Here is a 17,302-nt window from a genome sequence, read left to right on the forward strand (position 1 = left end):
TTTCTTGCACCTAATTAAGTTCTAACCGTTGATTAAATAACCTAAACTTATTTTAGTTTTTAAAAATATAACTTATGTAAACGAACTCGCCGTTGTAGTAGTTTATAGACTATAGTGAATTAACTGTTGTTTTCAGAATTAAGTAATAGAAACGTACACAACTATCAATCGTGGCATTTTCTCATTAAAGAACGATGTTAAATGTATAACCCCCCTTTTTACTATGCTAATTTGGTGACAATATTAACATAGTTTCCGAAAAGAGCCGTATATATATCCATCACACTAAATTAGCTTACTAAGAATTATTAAACTATAGTTCGCCAAACCAGTAGTTTATACAAACTACATATCTCTGCTATATCTAAGTGCTATTTTTTATACGAGCCTTTGTAGCATTTAGTTGTTGTTTTTGGAGCTGAAAATAACGATCTAGAAAACGATGGAAATCTATTTTAAACACCTGGTCTCGCTACTGTGCTCCTATAACAAAATAACCACCTGATATATAGGTGGTTATTTTTGTTATTTTATATTATTATCGGCGGCTATGATCATGAGGAGTAAACCATTCAGCTTACCTCTCAAAGCTCCTTCTAGTTGGCAAACACTATCCTTCCAAATCACTCGCAGGGCCGAAGAATTCATAATGAATTTTATCCTGAGGTACACCTATTTCTTTTAGTAACTGATAAACTGTTTTCATAAATGGAAGAGGACCACAGAAATAAAAATCAGCGTTTCTGTTATGAACTATTTGTTGTAACCACTCTAGTGTAATGAAACCTTCATGATCAAAGGCTGTATTATTTTTATCATCTACCGTTGGAGCATTGTAGCTATAATATGCTGAAATATGATCATTTTTTGTCGTAACAGCACTTACCTCATCTTTCATGGCATGAACATTTCCGTTAATAGCTGCATGGATAAAAGTAACTTTACGTTCAGGTTGAGTATCCGCGATGGTATTAAGCATACTTACCATCGGTGTAATTCCTACCCCTCCACTTAATAAGACTACATCACTTTGTTGATCAGTATTAAGTATGAAATCACCAGCTGGGGCACTAAGATTTAATATATCTCCTTCTTGTACGACGTCATGAAGATAATTAGAAATTTTACCGTCAGGAATGTCTCCCTGCCCAGTTTCTCTTTTAACACTTATACGATAATATCCTTTATTTGGAGCATCTGATAAACTATACTGGCGTATATGAGTGTATTCTTCACCTTCTATGCTACATTTTACACTAATGTATTGACCTGGTATAAAGCTAGAAATAGCTTGTTTATCTTCTGGTTTTAAATAGAAAGATGTGATAACGTCACTTTCCTTGACTTTTTTATCTACAATAAACTTCCTAAAATCTTTCCAACCACCATGGCTTTGTTCAGCTTCATGATACATATCTGCTTCAACTGAAATAAACGCATCTGCAATTACACCGTATGCTTTTTCCCATGCATTCATTATTTCGTCTGTCGCAGCATCACCTAGCACATCTTTAATAGCTAATAACAAATGCTTTCCTACAATCGGATATTGTTCCGCTGTAATTCCTAAACTTCGATGTTTATGGCCAATTTGCTTCACCACAGGAATAATGGCTTCTAAATTATCAATATATTTTGCCGCATTATATACTGCACTAGCTAATGCTTTTTGTTGTCTACCTTGTTTTTGGTTAGCGTGATTAAAAATATTCAATAATTCAGGATGATTGCCAAACATTAATTCATAAAATCTAGTTGTAATAGCTTCACCATGCTCTTCAAGTACTGGAACTGTTGATTTAATAATTTCAATTGTTTTTTGATCTAGCATCTTCTATCTCTCCTAGTCAAGTTGTTATTATCGTTTACAATGTAATTATAGTAAAAACTAAGACCTCTCCTTGTGATTTGAATCACATATAATTTGTCTAATTTGTGACAATGCTTTTTCTTCAGAAAAAACGACCTTTCAGATTTGGATATAAGATCACTAAAAACCGATTATAATAGTATACGTCTAAAGTGAGGAAAAACCTCTTACAGCTAAAATATGCCCTTTTTAATGGAATTTATGTATTTTAATCGTAAAGTATGGACGTTTGAATATTCTTTCTTTATAATAGTTCCATGAAACATATATTTCACGGAACTATTAATACGAATATTATAGACTCATAGTTAAGGGTGAACGATTATGTCAATCTTTCATAAAATTAATCAATCAGATGAACTACAAACTCTAGCAATTGACAATGACTATACTGATGTCGAAAAAAACTATCACTATTTTTCTAACATGCCTCAATTTATACAGGCATATTTAATAAGTAGAATTTCTTTAAACTATTCAACAAATACAATTCAACGCTACATATACGACTTCAAGTTTTTCTTCGAGTACGTCATCGAAAAAGCGAGTATTGAGCTTAATATGAATGACATTACGTTGGATGATTTTATAGCTTTGGAGCCCTCAGGCGTTAGAAATTACGTTCGTTATCTTGCGATTGAACAAAAAAATAATCCAAAAACAATTAATAGAAAATTATCAGCGTTAAAATCTGTCTTCTCTTATTTGCAGCAACAAGACGTAATTATAAGTAACCCAATTGAAGGGATCGAAAGACCTAAAGTAGGACGTTCTGAGCCGGTATTCTTAACAAAACAGGAATGTAGTGAATTATTAACATTTATCAATAACGAAGATAATTATAAATCTAACAGGGAGAAAACTTATCAACAGTTATTTAAATATAGAGACATTACAATCATTCACTTAATGATGATGACAGGATTACGGATTTCAGAATTATGTAGCTTACAAGTACATAGTATTTCATGGCATCGTAAGGAAATTACAGTCATTGGGAAAGGTAATAAACAAAGAAGTGTCCCCTTATCAGACGACACACTTAACAATATACAAATGTATCTACATAAGCTTGATGAAGACATCCGTCCCAAAAAACCAAATGATCCACTCTTTGTCGGTTATGATTTTAAATGGAAAAAACTAAAACTCGGAATTTCAATTAGTGCAGTACAAAAGATGATTAACCGTCATCTAGTTAAAGCAAAGGAACACCTGCCATTTTTGACATACAAACATATTACTGCACATAAACTCCGACATAGTTTTGCGACAGAGCTTGCTCAGCAAGGGGTTGATGTATTAACGATTCAAAATTTATTAGGGCATGAATCTGTTGCAACTACTCAAATTTATGCACATATCCAAAGTGAAACGAAGAAAAAAGCTATCGCTCTACTTAATGAAGGATAGATCATTTGCCTAATGATTGTTGTACAATGCTCTTGCTAAATTACACAAATAAAAAGATATATATGATTGCAATGGTTTTGTTTTATAGGAGATGAGCTGCCTCAACCTTATCGAACGACAAACTTCACAGCATGCCATATGCACCTTAATATATTGATGAGCATTACACACACGTTATACAATCACTCAATAGAATTATCAAAAATTCAAGTTCATTATAAACATAATCAAACTAATAAAAAGGACTATATAAGTCAGAAATGACACTTATATTAGTCCTTTTATTTGTTGCTTTCATAATCCTTGTATAAAAATACATATCTTCTACCTCTTAAGTTAATACTATACATTAATAATAAATATTTCCTGTTAAAAAATATAGGAGAACAATCATGCAAGAAAAACTTTTTCCTTATCAAGTTGCAATCCTTATCTACATGACCCAAATTAGTGTAGGTATTTTTAGTTTACCCCGTGTTACAGCAGAAGCTTTTGGAACGAATGGCTGGATCGGAATAAGTATTGTATCAATGATTTTCATTGTGAATATTTTATTAATAGGGCTTGTATTTCATTATAGTAAAGGTAAATCGATCTTCCAGATTTTTAATAGTCATTTACCAAATTTCTTAGTAAAGCCATTTTATATTATTATTGCATTAATTTATAGTTCACTTAGCATTTTAATAGCTAAAAACTTTCAATTAATAATAGGTATGCAATATTATCCGACAATGCCAGCATCATTATTTGTAATAATGGTTCTATTTATCACCTATTGGCTCGTTAGGAGTGGTATATATCATATTGCAAAAGCTACAGTTGTTTTTTTTATAACAATTTTAATTGTTTTCGTATTGGGATACAATCTAGGAGAATTTAGACTAACAAGATTGACACCCTTTCTTTTTGAAGGAGAGAAAGAAATATTAAAAAAAGGTAATCAAGTTGCATTGCATTTCTTGGGTATCGAAATGTCATTATTTTTAATACCATATTTCGCAAAATTAAAAGGAGCTTTTAAGCCAGTTTTATTTTCCCAATTATTACTAACTTTCATCTATTCTATAACGTGTCTGATTTCATTTGGTTTCTTTAGCTATGGACAATTATCTAATGAAACGTATCCGTTATTAACGATGTTTGAGTATATTGAGTTTCCTTTTATAGCACGAGTTGAAGGGATTGTTATCCATTTATTTTTATTTGAAGTACTCATTACGATTATTGTATTTTTTTGGGGAGCCGACCAGTTACTTCAACATGCAATACCTAAAATTTCTCCAAGGGTTTCGATCATATGCTTATTGCTCGTTTCTTTTCTATGCACAATTGTAATAAATACTCAAGTTGAATTAGAAAAGTGGATTTATTTTCTTCGTTCAGCTGAGTTCATTATTGCATTCTTACTCCCCATTTTACTTCTATTATTAATTAGCATTTCAGCATTACGCAAAAAACTTAAAAAATAGTCTAACATGTTAATGTGCAGTTACGTTTGAAATTAAAAAATAATAAGAAGAACATATATTAGTTTACATAATATTATTATTTTATACTCATATGATAACATAGATAATTTATGGATATTTGGTTATCAATATACAGCTATTACCGTATCACATATTATAACAATAACCTTTATTTTAAATCAGTTAGTACGACTAATGAACGCAATATAATTAGCTAACCCTTGTTAAATACTTTTTCATAACTATATTCAGCCATATGATATGAACAAGAAGACCGATAGCATATAATAAAGCTACACGATTACTATCCTCCATAAAGATGATTGCTGGCCAATAAAAGGGTACAATTCCAAACAACATCGTCCAACTATTGTGAAAAATATATGGTGGGACAGGTGTGAAAAACATTAGTGTAAGGACCTTCGAAATTGCTAACCCTTCTACTTTATTTGATGAAACAGTAACCATAATAAGTGATAGTAACGGTGCTTCCAATGCCAACATGACTGCAATTGGGAAAAAATTAATAACATGCCAAGGTACTAAACCTTGTAACATAATAACTATATAAGATAGAAAGAATGTTAGAACAGCTGGGCTAAAAACCCTGAACATGAAGTACCCAGACTTCATTAATGGAGTCACAGCAAAATAAAGATCAACACCTTCATCTTTTTCATCTAATAAAATAAACCCCATTAACACTCCCATCCATAAAGGCGTCATTAATAATAACAAACTAATAATAAAGGGATAATGATTTGATAGATCAAATTGAAATGTGCCAAGTACCCAGCTCTGAATAACTGGTAAGGCGTACCGTGCAGTCAATCCTAAAATAAAGGGAAAACAAATTGCGATGACAAGTATCGGGTCTTTAATAATATTTCTAGCGTCTTGTACAGCTAATGCAGCTACTCGTTTCATTATTTGCTCCCTCCTATTCGTAACACAATAAATTTATAAAAAGCCTTATATGCAAGTACATAAACGATCAATATCCAAACAGCTTGAGTGATACAAGCATTTATGAACTGTGAAACAGTTATTGTATCGAGACTGCCATCAAGTAACAACAGTGTAGCTCTTGTCGGTAATAAATTCATAAGCCATGTATCATAAATGTTGAAATACTCTAATAATGGAAGAAAAAACACAATGATGTATAGAGGTGATAAATATAAGTATTCGTTCACTGAAGAAACCCTTACAGCTAAAATTAGTCCAAGTAAGGTAAAGAAAATTGAAGTTAACACCACTGCAACAGAAAAGGTGAGTATATTCAATTGATCATGATGGAAAATGAGCATGGTGAAAGTACTCGACATTAGTGCTAATATAGTAAGTGACATTATTTTTGAGATGAGGTACTCATGGATGCGAAGTGGTGTAACGAATAACGAATTTAAGGTTGCTTGCTCACGCTCTAATAACATAATTCCACCAATAAAGAAAAAGCCTAAGGCAGAAGGGTCAGAAAAAACTATAGCAATAGAGACTTTTTCCAAATGGGCATCAGGTAAAAAGTGAAATACGATCACATAGAATAGACACACTAATGCGTATGCATAATAGAACCCTTGACGCATCTGAAAGCGGATATCCATTCCAACCGCATGTACAAGTCTCATGCCAATCTCCTTCCTGTCATTTCAATAAAAATATCTTCAAGTGTCGCTTCTTGTGTATGAATAGTTAAAAGTTCATAATTTCTAATAATTTGCTGAAAATCTTCATTCTCCCCTAGATTCATTAACGGAAATTCGTCAGCATAACAAGATTGATTGTTCCGATATTCTAATTTAACGATTTTTCTTCCTTTTGATAACTTTAAATTTTTTGGAGAATCGATTGCCGCAATTGTACCGTCTACAATGAAAGCTACACGATCACATAAATGTTCTGCAGTCAGCATATTATGAGTTGTTATAATAATTGTCGTACCTCTCTCCTTTTCTGCTAGAATGAGGTCTTTTATTTTTTTTGCATTTACTGGATCAAGCCCAGATGTAGGTTCATCTAAAAATAAAATGTTTGGATGATTAAGTAAGGCACGACAAAAATTCAATCTCATTTTCATACCTTTTGAAAATTTACTCACTTTCACATTAGCGTATTCCTCAAGGCCAACGAGCTTTAATAGCTTTTCTGGGTCACTCGTTTTTTCTGCATACATTTTGTTAAAAAATCTTAAATTTTCTAATGCAGTAAACTTTTGATAGAAATTAGGAAATTCAAATGCAACACCTATTTGTTCATAGTAAGTTGAGTTTAGAGAATGCAACTCATTTGAATTAACTTTCACGCTACCCTCGTAATTTTTTAACAGTCCTATCAAAATCTTTTGTGTTGTACTTTTTCCTGCACCGGATGGGCCTAAAAAGCCAAATATTTCTCCTTTATTCACACTGAAATCAAGGCCTCTAATCGTTTTTTCAGTAACGCCTGGATATTGATATCTAAGCTTAGCAACTTCAATCAACAAAATCACCCCATAGTTAGCATTTGATCTAAGAGCATTGAATGTATAGATGCTTACCCTGAAACCATTACCGCTTTTATTTAAAACCTGATTCCAATTGCGCTAAAGCTTGGTCAATAGCGTCAACAACATTAACGTTAGGATGTTGAATACAATAATATGCGACTGAAAAAAGTGCACCTATTATAGATCCAGCAAGTGTAGTGACAGCTAAATCATTCTCATCACAACCAAGCCTCTCGGATATCAGCTTTGCAATTAACTTTGCAGTCCCACTAGCATGAATTAATGTTGCTGCACGGAGTTCAGGTACAGACATAATTAGCTTCATTCTCTCTTGAAGTGCTTCTTTCCCTTCCTCTGGAATGTAAGACATTCCCTCATTTACTGCTCCTCGAAAAGCTTGGATTGGTGTAAGTTCCTTCGACTGCGCTTGAAATGCTTTAATTAAGATTGGATCATAATCATCGTCAAGTACGACAGATTCCTTCGTTGGGAAATAGCGAAAAAACGTACTTGGCGATATTTCTGATGCCTCGGCTATTTGTTCAACAGTCGTATTGGCATAGCCTTGCTGTTCAAACAAGGCTAAAGCATGATGTTGGATAACGGCTCTCGTTTTTGCCTTCTTTCTATCTCTGAGACTTGCCTTTTTATGCTCAGTCATCGAATCGCCTCCTAGTTTGAAGTCGGACTTTAATTGTGGAATTATATTGATAGTCTATGCTAATTGACAGTCACTGTCAATTTTTATGAGACATATTTTTTTTTCATTTTCCTTATGAACCTTATTAGCTAGGTAGCCCGCTTCATTCAATTGAATGGTTTTATTTGACTGCAAACTTTTATGTTTCAAGTGCTAAATGTATTTGTCTAATGTCTAAATACACTAATCAATACTCAAGGATCATTATTAAAAACATACGTTCTTACCCTCAACTTGCACCTAGTATGTAGTATTTCTCAGAGTCTTTTCGTAATCTTTTATTGCAATTGTAGCTAAATTAATACCAACTAAGTGGTTTTATTTGTTAGTCATCGTTGGTACAGAATTAAAAATGACAAGAAAAGTACCGTCTAATCTTTCCGTATAAATTATTGCTATTCGTTCTTAGCTAAATTCACACATACACTTACGTTCGTAATATTTTTCTACTTTAAAAATTTTTGATTTAAAAAAACACATAGATTGTTCTTTGTTAGGAAGGCTGTTCTCATATTAAGAAATAAACATGTACTCAACTAGAGAGAGTGATCTTTGTTCATTAAATAATTGATTAAACGTTTGTTGTTTACATAATGTTTTTATAATAAACACTTATATTTCTTTTACGTTAATTCTATTCGATGGAACATTTTCCCCTATTGAGATGGTAAAATTAAATGAGGAACACAAATTGGGGGTGTAAGCGATGCCAGATTGGTCCTACCATCAAATATTTAAACCAGTAATTAAACACCTGTCGCCGACCACCTCTCGTGAGTTTATTCATAGAAGTATGAACATGGTTGCTTCTCTCCCAGGTGGTCATCATATTATTAACTTTTTGGGTAGGGAAGAATCCTCACCCTTACTTACGATAGAAGTTAACAATATTCACTTCAAACACACTGTTGGTTTATCGGGAAAAATAGACCCATTACTTTCTGGGACAAAGGCCTTTTCCAACTTAGGATTTAGCTTTATTGAGATCGGGCCGATCACGATAGACTCAAAGAAAGGAACTACACCAGAAGTTAACTTTCAGGAAGAGTATATTAAGTTTTCAAATGACTTCCAATCCATTGGTCTAGATGAAACTAAACGAAAATTACATAAATTAAAGCCACAACAGAAACTATTAATGCGTTTAGTTGGGAATGAACAAGAACTTAACACGTTGATGTCAGAATTAGATGAGCTAGCTGATGTTTTTATCATTCAATCAGACATGGCGATCAATGGGAACATTTTCTCTACGACTAAACCTATTTACGTCGCAACACCTATTCAATCTCTTAACGATCACACGCTCGACTTCTTTGATACTTTCGATGGTATTGTATTAGATGAGGATTGGTTAACTACAAATATTACAGACGATCTCATAAAAAAAATAGGATACTTGAAAAAAAGTGAGTTCACAAAACCTATAATTACGGTTGGAGCGGTTAAAGAGCCTAATGACGCCTTATTGCTTTTAGAAGCTGGTGCAGATTTAATCTTGCTTTCTAGTGGTTATGTTTTCGCAGGTCCAGGCTTAACGAAGCGGATAAATGAAGCTGTATTAACAACTAGACAAGAAAAAATAATACCCGAACGAGGTTGGAAATATTATTGGTTGTTCGGTTTATTTATTTTCATAGGTGGTATAATCGCTCTTATTATTAGCTTGACGTCTGTTCTGTTGCCATATGATGAACAGTTCTTACGAATGAACAAGGAATCAATTTGGATTTTTAATGAACGAATTCTGTTATTTATGTCTCACGATCGAATGACGCTTGCTGGAACAATGATTTCAGGTGGCATTGTTTATATGAATTTAGCTTTATACGGTGTTAAAAAGGGGTTGTTATGGGCAAAGCAAGCGATTGATCTAGCAGCTATAACAGGATTTCTCGGCATCTTTTTATTTATAGGGTATGGTTATTTTGATTGGCTTCATCTGCTGTTTTGGCTGCTACTATTACCCTTTTACGTGTTAGGATTTTTAAAAACGAAAGGGCTTACTAATACCCCTACTTCTACGAATACAAAAAACCATAAAATATGGAAGCAAAGTTTGTTTGGCCAACTTGCATTTGTAATGTTAGGATTTTCATTTGTACTTGGGGGAGTTATTATTTCTTATATTGGTGTTACATCGGTATTTGTAGCGACAGATTTATTGTATATTTGCATGCCACCTGAACTTATTCAAATGTTTAATGAGCGGTTAACCCCTGTAATCGCCCACGATCGTGCTGGTTTTGGCAGTGCCTTATTTAGTGTCGGCTTATTAGTGTTAACGGTATCTTTATGGGGATTTCAACAAGGTAACAAATGGGTATGGTGGACTTTGTTCATTGGAGGTATCCCAGCTTTTATAACTGGGATTTCAATACATATAGCGATCGGTTATACGACCTTTATACACCTGTTACCAGCGTATATAGCATTAATCTTATTCTCTACTGGTCTAATATGGAGCTATCGATTTTTTCAAAAACAAACAGATGAACTCGGATAGTAAACTACAATAATATTAGTAGTTTACTATATTTTTTTCTGTGAAATTTAAACATTTCATTATCCAAGCACGAATTATGTTATGATGATATATCATAGCAAATCATAGAGAATACTATAGCGAAGCCATTAATTTATTCATTCGAAAACAACAAAAAAGACATGAAAAAATGGGGGTAATAATATTGAAAAAATGGGCATTTGTTTCCGATTTCGATGGTACAATTTCGAAAAAAGACTTTTATTATATCGTCATCGAAAAATATTTTAAACAAGGTGAAGAGCTACGTAAGCAATGGAAGGCTGGAGATATAAAGGACATTGATTTCTTATCAACAGTATTTACATCCATCCATCAAGAAGAACAACAAATCATTGATGATATTCTTGCTATTCCGATTGATGAATACGTACCTACATTCATCAAACATGTTCAACAAAACGGTGGTGATTTTTATATTTTAAGTGCAGGAACTGACTACTACATAAAACATATTTTACAGAAATATCATGTATCTGACGTAGAAGTGCTTTCTAATAAAGGATTTTATCAAGAAAGAAATGTGCATTTAAATATTGACCCAGAACATAGACATTACTCTGAACGGTACGGAATTGATAAAGCAAAAGTAATTCAAGAGTTAAAAGAACAATATGACCTTGTGTTTTTCGCTGGAGATAGTGAACCCGATTCCCATCCTGCTGCACACGCAGATATCACTTTTGCAAAGAATGGCCTACAGAATTTATTAAGTGAAAAGAAATTACCATATGTTGCTGTAGAAGCATTTACAGAAATTGAACAGTATTTGGTGAACAAAGGAATGATATCTCAATGATTAATCCTGTGACTTCTATACCCATCCCTGCTATTTTGGAAATACGGCAAGGGGCTTCGCTACATCTAGAACAAATATTACAGAAGCATGGTTTTACAAATGGGGTTATTCTTTTCGATGATTTTACTTACCATACATATAAAGATACGATTCAACAATCGATTACAACGTTGAAGTTAGATATGAAACTGTTAACAAGTAATTTAGATATACAAGCGCTTATCAAAACTGCCTTTGAGATGGAACGTTATGAAGTCGTTTTGGCAATGGGCGGTGGAACAATCATTGATTATGGAAAATATATTGCTTTTTCTAGAAGAGTACCATTTATAAGTATACCTACCTCAGCGTCCAATGATGGATTTGCAAGCAGTAATTGTTCTATCGAGGTTAATGGCAAGAAAACAACGGTACCCGCAAAAGTCCCTTATGGTATTATTGCTGACTTGAAAATTATAGAACAAGTACCTAAGCGATTCATATTAGCAGGTATCGGTGACTTAATGTCAAATATCACTGCATTGTATGATTGGGAATTTGAAGAAAACCATGGGGTGAGTTCTGTTAACGCTTTTGCATCAATGCTTAGTAAAAAAGCTGTAAATAGCTTTATACGGACCCCGATGAATGAAATAAGTAACCCCATTTTTTTAAAGGAATTAATTAGTTCCTTGACTATGGGTGGAATTGCAACCGCGATAAGTGGCAATAGTTCTCCTATTAGTGGTTCAGAACATCTTATATCTCATGCACTTGATAAAACATCCACTACACCACAAATGCATGGGATTCAAGTTGGCCTCGCTACATATATTATGGCTAATGTACAATGTCATCGTGCAGAACGAATGATGAAAGTATTTACTAGAACTGGCTTTTTTGAATATATAAAAACGTTACAATTACATAAGGATGAATACCGACAGGCCATTGAAATCGCTCCAACAATTAAACCGAATCGGTATACATATTTGCATGATGAAGAGTATCGGCAGCAAGCCTTGCAATTTCTAGAGGTAGACCCTATGTTGCAACAAATTTTTGGGTGCTAAAGGGGTATGACCCCCACTGCGTAAAAGCAGTGAGGGTCATACCCTACTACGATATTGATCAACTAAATGAGTTTGCGGGTCAAATCCTATAGTTTATCGGTCAATTTCCTGGATTTACGGGTCAAATCTTTTAGTTTATCGGTCAATTTTTATCATTTTTGGCTCAATTACTCGGGTTTATCGGTCAATTCGCATTATTTATCAGTCGTGATTATTATCGGAGTGTGAAATCACCAGATGATATGTCAACAATTAATTCATGATCCCCAGATCCAATCGTGCCAATTATCCGATCATCAGATTTTTCGTCATAGCTCACCCCATCTAGCTCAACTATTCCATCACCTGAACTACTTCTAAAATTAATGTAAAGAGATGACGGGGACTTTACAAATTTAATATCTACATCACCACTCGAAGCATCTGCGGTAATGTTACCAGAAGATTTCTCATTAAATATGGAAATATCTCCTGATGCATTATGTGCTTTAACATCACCTATCACATTAGTTAAAATCATATCACCAGATGATGCCTTAAATGATGAATGAACAGCTTGCTGATCATCTACTGTAATATCTCCTGATGCAGTTGTTACAAAGATTCGATCAGCTTCTATGCCTTCCATTTCAATATCTCCCGATGCTGCTGATACATTAAATTGAGAAGCCATTATTTGTTCAGCTTCAATATCACCTGACGCTGTGTGTACTGTAACTGATTCATATAACTTTGTAGGCAAAAATACTGATACAGTAGTATCCACTATAGATATACCAATATGAAAATAAGTATCTGGATTTTTAAACTCTACCTTCAGTAAATCATCTTTTTCTTCTACTTTTAATTGAAATTTATCTTTCAGCTTTTCACTTACTTTACCATTCACCTCAATAGTAAAGCGATTATCGTCAGAAGGTAAAACTTCTATATCAGTTGATGTAAAATCTATTTCAATTATTTCTATCTCTTCATTCTGAACTACTTTTTTATCATGTAATGTTACCGTATTAAATGATAGGCCTCCTGTTGTATTAACTGAAACAACTGTTCCAACAATTCCTATAAGAAATACTACTAGTAACCCAAGTAACAGTTTGTTCATACTGCCTGACCTCCTTTTATAATATGAATGTTAAATTTAATGTAACGGAGAATAATATTATATAGATACTTTCCGACCTTTATCATACCTATCCCCATTAATAAACCTAAGCTACATAACGTGATTGTCACAAAGAAGTTAACAACTAAACTCCCTACTGCGCCATTAAACAGTAACGATAATATGAGTAAAACTGGCGAAAGTGTTAGCGCAATAGCAACTCCACATAACGCAATATATACACCTAATAAACCTAATACAGGACCCAATACAAATACAATATTAATAAAACTAAGACTTGTCGTAGCAAAAATTGCGTTCATCATATTTGAAACTGACTTATCTTTTTCAGCTAGCTCAACACGGTACACTGTCAAAAGATCACGCGCAATCTGTTCTGGTTCACCGAGTTCATTTATCAACTCCTCTTCACTCTTTCCATTATCTAGCCCTACTTCAAAATGCTCTATATAGTCATATAACATTTCTTTTCGTTCATGTTCTGGAACACGCCTTAATAATCGCTCAAGCTTAGTAAAAAATTCTTGTTTACTCATGATTTAATCCCTCCTCTATAAATAAATTCACAGCCTTCGAAAATTGCTGCCATTCTTCAACTAGAATAGTCATATAGTCCCTTCCTTTAGTTGTTAATGAATAATACTTTCTTGGTGGTCCTTCCGTCGATTCTGCTAAATAAGTTGAAACATATTCGTCCTTCGTTAGCCTTCTAAGTAATGGGTATAAAGTTCCTTCTGCCATTTGAATTTTATTCGATATATTTTGAGCAAGTTCATAGCCATATTGATCTTTTTTTGATATTAAAAGTAAGACGCATAATTCTAAGACACCTTTTTTAAATTGTACATTCACTATATGCACCTCCTATTTTGCTTTTCTTCAAGTTATTGCAAATTTACTACATATCATTTCTAATATTTACCACATCTTAATGATAATATACAGTATTGAATAATGCAAGGTACTAAACAAAGTTTTACCGCCCATATTTCATATATACAAACTGTGCATAGAAAATATGCAATAAAACAACATAGAATCTTTCTCAATTTAATTCTAACTTTATGATGACCATAAATCTTCTTTTAATTTTGTTGCTATTGCACTCATTTTTTAAAATGAGCACAAAACGTCAAGAGTGCTTCATTTATACGCAATTATTCCAAGTTCGAAAAATAGCGAACAGTATAATTTCAAAATAAGGAAAAAAAGAAGACGGTAAGTGTAACAACACCATACAGTCTTCCAGTTTATGTACTTATTACATTTGTTCACTTATAAATCTTCATTTCTTTCTTGCTTTAAGAAACATAGACATAACAGTTAATAGTACAGCTACAGACAGTAATATATCCGTTACGATTTGAAATAAGGTACTACTTTCCATACCTAAACGAATGATTATGTAAAGAATTACGAAAATAAAAAAGATAAATATCCCAAATGCTCTTAGTATATTCATGTTGTGTTAAGGTGTATATGAACCACCTTCAAACCTCCTGTAATAATGTTATACACTTATTAACCATTATAGTACATATAGTTTGTGGATTCTAAGTCCCCTGGTAGATATGCTATAAAAATTCATTTTTTTCACTCCCAAACTAATGTTAATTCCATTATTCTTAAGTTTCTAAAAATGTTTGGAATGCCTTTTTTTATCAATATAGTCATTGTTGGGTCTTTTGTTGAATCCCCGCTTTGTTAGCAACACAGTAAACGAAAAAGAATAATGAAATAAGAAACACTTTTCTTTAAGACAAAAAACTAACATTTAGTTAGAGTAAAGTATTGAGCTCTTCTCTATTTTACTCTATAATAAAGAACAAATATTCTTAAAGGAGTGATTATTTTGGCACAATCTAAAGCAAAAAAGATTCGGCTGAAAGCAATAAGAGAAGGAAAAAGGAACCCTGAAGAAAACAGGAGCCCCTTTATATTTGCTGATATGAGAACACGGAAAACGAAAACGAAGAAAGACTTAGTTTATAAACACAAGCATAAGAACCAGTCTCCAGATAAAAATAGAGATGGTTCTTTTTATTTGTTGTTTTCGTATTAATACATATAAATAAGCTGTCTTCGATATAAGTGTTAATTTCGTAATAACATCTAAACACGAAAGAGCTATCATATTCGCACATCTTTTCTTCTTTAAAAACTATACAAATTGTAAGTGAGAAAAAGCAATATAGTATAGGAAAAGAATCTTTAAAGAACGCTGAAATTTAAGAACATTAACAACAAAGTTAAAGAAACTGTTATTTTATTCTTTGTTGTTGTATAGCTTCCTTGCCATTTTTCAACACCGCCTGAAGTAGTGAAAGCCAGACGGGATGACTATGTTTAACCTTTTTCCCTTGCCCTAACCTCTTCATTTGCTGTGAATACCATATCATTTCAAAGGGTGCTTTATTATCAATGCTTCTCACCCCGATTTTCTTTTGAGATAAGACGACTTCTTGAAGACTTTTGTTTGCCATTAAATGTGGAAGGTCTGGATAAACTGCTAGTGGACGAGCAATTCCAATAAAATCTGTTGCATTAGATTGTATTGCATTTTCCATTCCAATTGTTGACCGAAATCCACCTGTAACACATAATGGCATATGTACTGTTTTTCTAAGCTTTTCAGCAAAATCAAGAAAATACGCTTCTCTAACTTTTGTACTCTCCTTCACATTTCTTCCTGTCATTTGAGGATTTTCATATGAACCTCCTGAAATCTCTAATAAATCTACTCCTTCTTTTTCTAATTGTTTAGCGACATATATCGCTTCTTCCTCAGTAAAGCCTGCTTTCATAAAATCAGCAGAATTCATCTTCACACTTATCGGAAACGATCCAGTTTGATTTCGTATTTCTCTATATATTTCTATCAAAAATTTCATTCTACCATCTATGTCTCCTCCCCATTCATCATTGCGTTGATTATGTCTTGGAGATAGAAATTGACTAATAAGATATCCGTGTGCTCCGTGAATTTGCACACCAGTAAACCCTGCTTTTTTTGCGAGTTTTGCACTGTTACCAAACCGACGGATTAAATCAGAAATTTCTGAGCTTGTAATTTCTCTAGGGTGTGGAAAAAACCTACTTAAACTTTCATGCAAAGGTATTGCGGATGGAGCAACTGTTTCTTTTACAATACCTTTTGGAGCTTGTTTGCCAGGATGATTTAATTGCATCCATAAGTGTGTATCATTTATTGTTCCTTTTTCTGCCCATTTTTCTAAATAAGGTAACATACTTTCATCTTCAACAACGACATTTCTCGGTTCACCTAATGCTTTTTTATCCACCATGACATTACCAGTCACAACTATTCCCGTACCACCACGCGCCCACGTTTCATATAAACGATAAATTGCTTCAGTAGGTTGGTGATGCTTATTTGCAAGAGCCTCACTCATTGCACCTTTGAAAAATCGATTTTTAATTTTAATACCATTGTTTAACGTAAATTCTTTGAAAAGAACTGAATCCACTTATTTCACTCCTTTGGTTTCTATATGTTATGTAAAAAATATTCAATAACTTATAAACCGTTTTAATCAGGTGGAGAATGTTTTCCACCTGATTATTTCTATTGTATAAACGGTGTAGCAGAGAATAACCCTTTGTATCTAATCGCTCTTGATTTATGAAAATAAACTAGCTCAGCATATCTATAGTAAGAACTAGAATTACTTGCAAAAGCCATCATCTGACGTGTGTAATGCTCTGCTAGTGCGGCATGTTGCATAAATAGTTGCTGATAATTAGCGATATCCTGAGCTTGTGTAGTGCCCATTTGCTGATACTGCATATATCGTGCAAACCTCCTTTTTCTTACAT

Annotated in this window: 17 protein-coding genes; 6 read left to right on the forward strand and 11 right to left on the reverse strand. The window is 33.2% G+C overall.

The annotated features are described in order from the left end of the window. Positions 1–610: 610 nt before the first annotated feature. Positions 611–1,831, reverse strand: coding sequence for an NO-inducible flavohemoprotein (gene hmpA, locus ACSVDA_RS00835; protein WP_485880040.1), 1,221 nt, complete (start codon positions 1,829–1,831; stop codon positions 611–613). 363 nt (positions 1,832–2,194) lie between these two features. On the opposite strand from hmpA, the gene ACSVDA_RS00840 reads away from it, so the two are divergent. After that, the gene (locus ACSVDA_RS00840) at positions 2,195–3,283 is read left to right on the forward strand and encodes a tyrosine-type recombinase/integrase (RefSeq protein WP_485880042.1); all 1,089 of its coding nucleotides are present in this window, start codon (positions 2,195–2,197) and stop codon (positions 3,281–3,283) included. A gap of 392 nt (positions 3,284–3,675) precedes the next feature. Continuing rightward, entirely contained in the window at positions 3,676–4,755 is a 1,080-nt protein-coding gene (locus ACSVDA_RS00845) for a GerAB/ArcD/ProY family transporter (RefSeq protein ID WP_485880044.1), read from the forward strand. 210 nt (positions 4,756–4,965) lie between these two features. On the opposite strand, the gene ACSVDA_RS00850 is transcribed toward ACSVDA_RS00845, so the two are convergent. From ACSVDA_RS00850 to ACSVDA_RS00865, 4 genes are all read right to left on the reverse strand, one after another. Further along, entirely contained in the window at positions 4,966–5,682 is a 717-nt protein-coding gene (locus ACSVDA_RS00850; protein ID WP_485880046.1) for a hypothetical protein, read from the reverse strand. Next, positions 5,682–6,386 (reverse strand): fluoroquinolone export ABC transporter permease subunit, encoded by a 705-nt coding sequence (locus ACSVDA_RS00855; protein WP_485880048.1) that lies wholly within the window; start codon positions 6,384–6,386, stop codon positions 5,682–5,684. The genes ACSVDA_RS00850 and ACSVDA_RS00855 overlap by 1 nt, the downstream gene beginning before the upstream one ends. Then, positions 6,383–7,237 carry an ABC transporter ATP-binding protein gene (locus ACSVDA_RS00860; protein ID WP_410629257.1) on the reverse strand — a complete coding sequence of 285 codons (855 nt, stop codon included), beginning with the start codon at positions 7,235–7,237 and terminating at the stop codon, positions 6,383–6,385. Before ACSVDA_RS00860 ends, ACSVDA_RS00855 begins: the two co-directional genes overlap by 4 nt. Before the next feature lie 76 nt (positions 7,238–7,313). Beyond that, positions 7,314–7,904, reverse strand: a complete 591-nt coding sequence (locus tag ACSVDA_RS00865) for an acyl-CoA-like ligand-binding transcription factor (RefSeq protein WP_410629258.1) — start codon at positions 7,902–7,904, stop codon at positions 7,314–7,316. 745 nt (positions 7,905–8,649) lie between these two features. Between ACSVDA_RS00865 and ACSVDA_RS00870 the strand changes: the two genes are divergently transcribed. The 3 genes from ACSVDA_RS00870 (at position 8,650) to ACSVDA_RS00880 (ending at position 12,339) form a co-directional block, all read left to right on the forward strand. Beyond that, positions 8,650–10,449 (forward strand): beta/alpha barrel domain-containing protein, encoded by a 1,800-nt coding sequence (locus tag ACSVDA_RS00870; protein WP_485880051.1) that lies wholly within the window; start codon positions 8,650–8,652, stop codon positions 10,447–10,449. 184 nt (positions 10,450–10,633) lie between these two features. Beyond that, the gene (locus tag ACSVDA_RS00875; RefSeq protein ID WP_485880053.1) at positions 10,634–11,287 is read left to right on the forward strand and encodes an MtnX-like HAD-IB family phosphatase; all 654 of its coding nucleotides are present in this window, start codon (positions 10,634–10,636) and stop codon (positions 11,285–11,287) included. After that, entirely contained in the window at positions 11,284–12,339 is a 1,056-nt protein-coding gene (locus ACSVDA_RS00880; RefSeq protein WP_485880055.1) for an iron-containing alcohol dehydrogenase family protein, read from the forward strand. The genes ACSVDA_RS00875 and ACSVDA_RS00880 overlap by 4 nt, the downstream gene beginning before the upstream one ends. Before the next feature lie 214 nt (positions 12,340–12,553). On the opposite strand, the gene ACSVDA_RS00885 is transcribed toward ACSVDA_RS00880, so the two are convergent. From ACSVDA_RS00885 to ACSVDA_RS00900, 4 genes are all read right to left on the reverse strand, one after another. Beyond that, positions 12,554–13,444, reverse strand: coding sequence for a DUF4097 family beta strand repeat-containing protein (locus ACSVDA_RS00885; RefSeq protein ID WP_485880057.1), 891 nt, complete (start codon positions 13,442–13,444; stop codon positions 12,554–12,556). Then, positions 13,441–14,001: an HAAS signaling domain-containing protein gene (locus ACSVDA_RS00890; protein ID WP_485880059.1), complete on the reverse strand. Its 561-nt coding sequence runs from the start codon at positions 13,999–14,001 to the stop codon at positions 13,441–13,443. Before ACSVDA_RS00890 ends, ACSVDA_RS00885 begins: the two co-directional genes overlap by 4 nt. Then, complete coding sequence (locus ACSVDA_RS00895) at positions 13,994–14,317, reverse strand: PadR family transcriptional regulator (protein ID WP_485880061.1); 324 nt, start codon at positions 14,315–14,317, stop codon at positions 13,994–13,996. The genes ACSVDA_RS00890 and ACSVDA_RS00895 overlap by 8 nt, the downstream gene beginning before the upstream one ends. A 433-nt stretch (positions 14,318–14,750) precedes the next feature. After that, complete coding sequence (locus ACSVDA_RS00900) at positions 14,751–14,927, reverse strand: hypothetical protein (RefSeq protein ID WP_485880063.1); 177 nt, start codon at positions 14,925–14,927, stop codon at positions 14,751–14,753. A 390-nt stretch (positions 14,928–15,317) separates the two neighbouring features. Between ACSVDA_RS00900 and ACSVDA_RS00905 the strand changes: the two genes are divergently transcribed. Next, entirely contained in the window at positions 15,318–15,527 is a 210-nt protein-coding gene (locus tag ACSVDA_RS00905; protein WP_485880065.1) for a hypothetical protein, read from the forward strand. Positions 15,528–15,726: 199 nt separating this feature from the next. Here the strand turns inward: ACSVDA_RS00905 and ACSVDA_RS00910 are convergent, their stop codons facing one another. Together ACSVDA_RS00910 and ACSVDA_RS00915 are read right to left on the reverse strand one after the other, a co-directional pair. Continuing rightward, positions 15,727–16,953, reverse strand: coding sequence for an NADH:flavin oxidoreductase/NADH oxidase family protein (locus tag ACSVDA_RS00910; protein WP_485880067.1), 1,227 nt, complete (start codon positions 16,951–16,953; stop codon positions 15,727–15,729). 98 nt (positions 16,954–17,051) lie between these two features. Then, complete coding sequence (locus tag ACSVDA_RS00915) at positions 17,052–17,273, reverse strand: hypothetical protein (protein WP_320209977.1); 222 nt, start codon at positions 17,271–17,273, stop codon at positions 17,052–17,054. Positions 17,274–17,302 lie beyond the last annotated feature (29 nt).

This window comes from Cytobacillus sp. Hm23 (assembly GCF_051842895.1).
GTDB lineage: Bacteria > Bacillota > Bacilli > Bacillales > SM2101 > Nanhaiella.

Coding starts and splice junctions, on each gene's coding strand:
- ACSVDA_RS00890 (WP_485880059.1), bottom strand. CDS start 14,001: ATGAGTAAACAAGAATTTTTTACTAAGCTTGAGCGATTATTAAGGCGT.
- hmpA (WP_485880040.1), bottom strand. CDS start 1,831: ATGCTAGATCAAAAAACAATTGAAATTATTAAATCAACAGTTCCAGTA.
- ACSVDA_RS00915 (WP_320209977.1), bottom strand. CDS start 17,273: ATGCAGTATCAGCAAATGGGCACTACACAAGCTCAGGATATCGCTAAT.
- ACSVDA_RS00870 (WP_485880051.1), top strand. CDS start 8,650: ATGCCAGATTGGTCCTACCATCAAATATTTAAACCAGTAATTAAACAC.
- ACSVDA_RS00865 (WP_410629258.1), bottom strand. CDS start 7,904: ATGACTGAGCATAAAAAGGCAAGTCTCAGAGATAGAAAGAAGGCAAAA.
- ACSVDA_RS00900 (WP_485880063.1), bottom strand. CDS start 14,927: ATGAATATACTAAGAGCATTTGGGATATTTATCTTTTTTATTTTCGTA.
- ACSVDA_RS00845 (WP_485880044.1), top strand. CDS start 3,676: ATGCAAGAAAAACTTTTTCCTTATCAAGTTGCAATCCTTATCTACATG.
- ACSVDA_RS00880 (WP_485880055.1), top strand. CDS start 11,284: ATGATTAATCCTGTGACTTCTATACCCATCCCTGCTATTTTGGAAATA.
- ACSVDA_RS00850 (WP_485880046.1), bottom strand. CDS start 5,682: ATGAAACGAGTAGCTGCATTAGCTGTACAAGACGCTAGAAATATTATT.
- ACSVDA_RS00885 (WP_485880057.1), bottom strand. CDS start 13,444: ATGAACAAACTGTTACTTGGGTTACTAGTAGTATTTCTTATAGGAATT.
- ACSVDA_RS00840 (WP_485880042.1), top strand. CDS start 2,195: ATGTCAATCTTTCATAAAATTAATCAATCAGATGAACTACAAACTCTA.
- ACSVDA_RS00855 (WP_485880048.1), bottom strand. CDS start 6,386: ATGAGACTTGTACATGCGGTTGGAATGGATATCCGCTTTCAGATGCGT.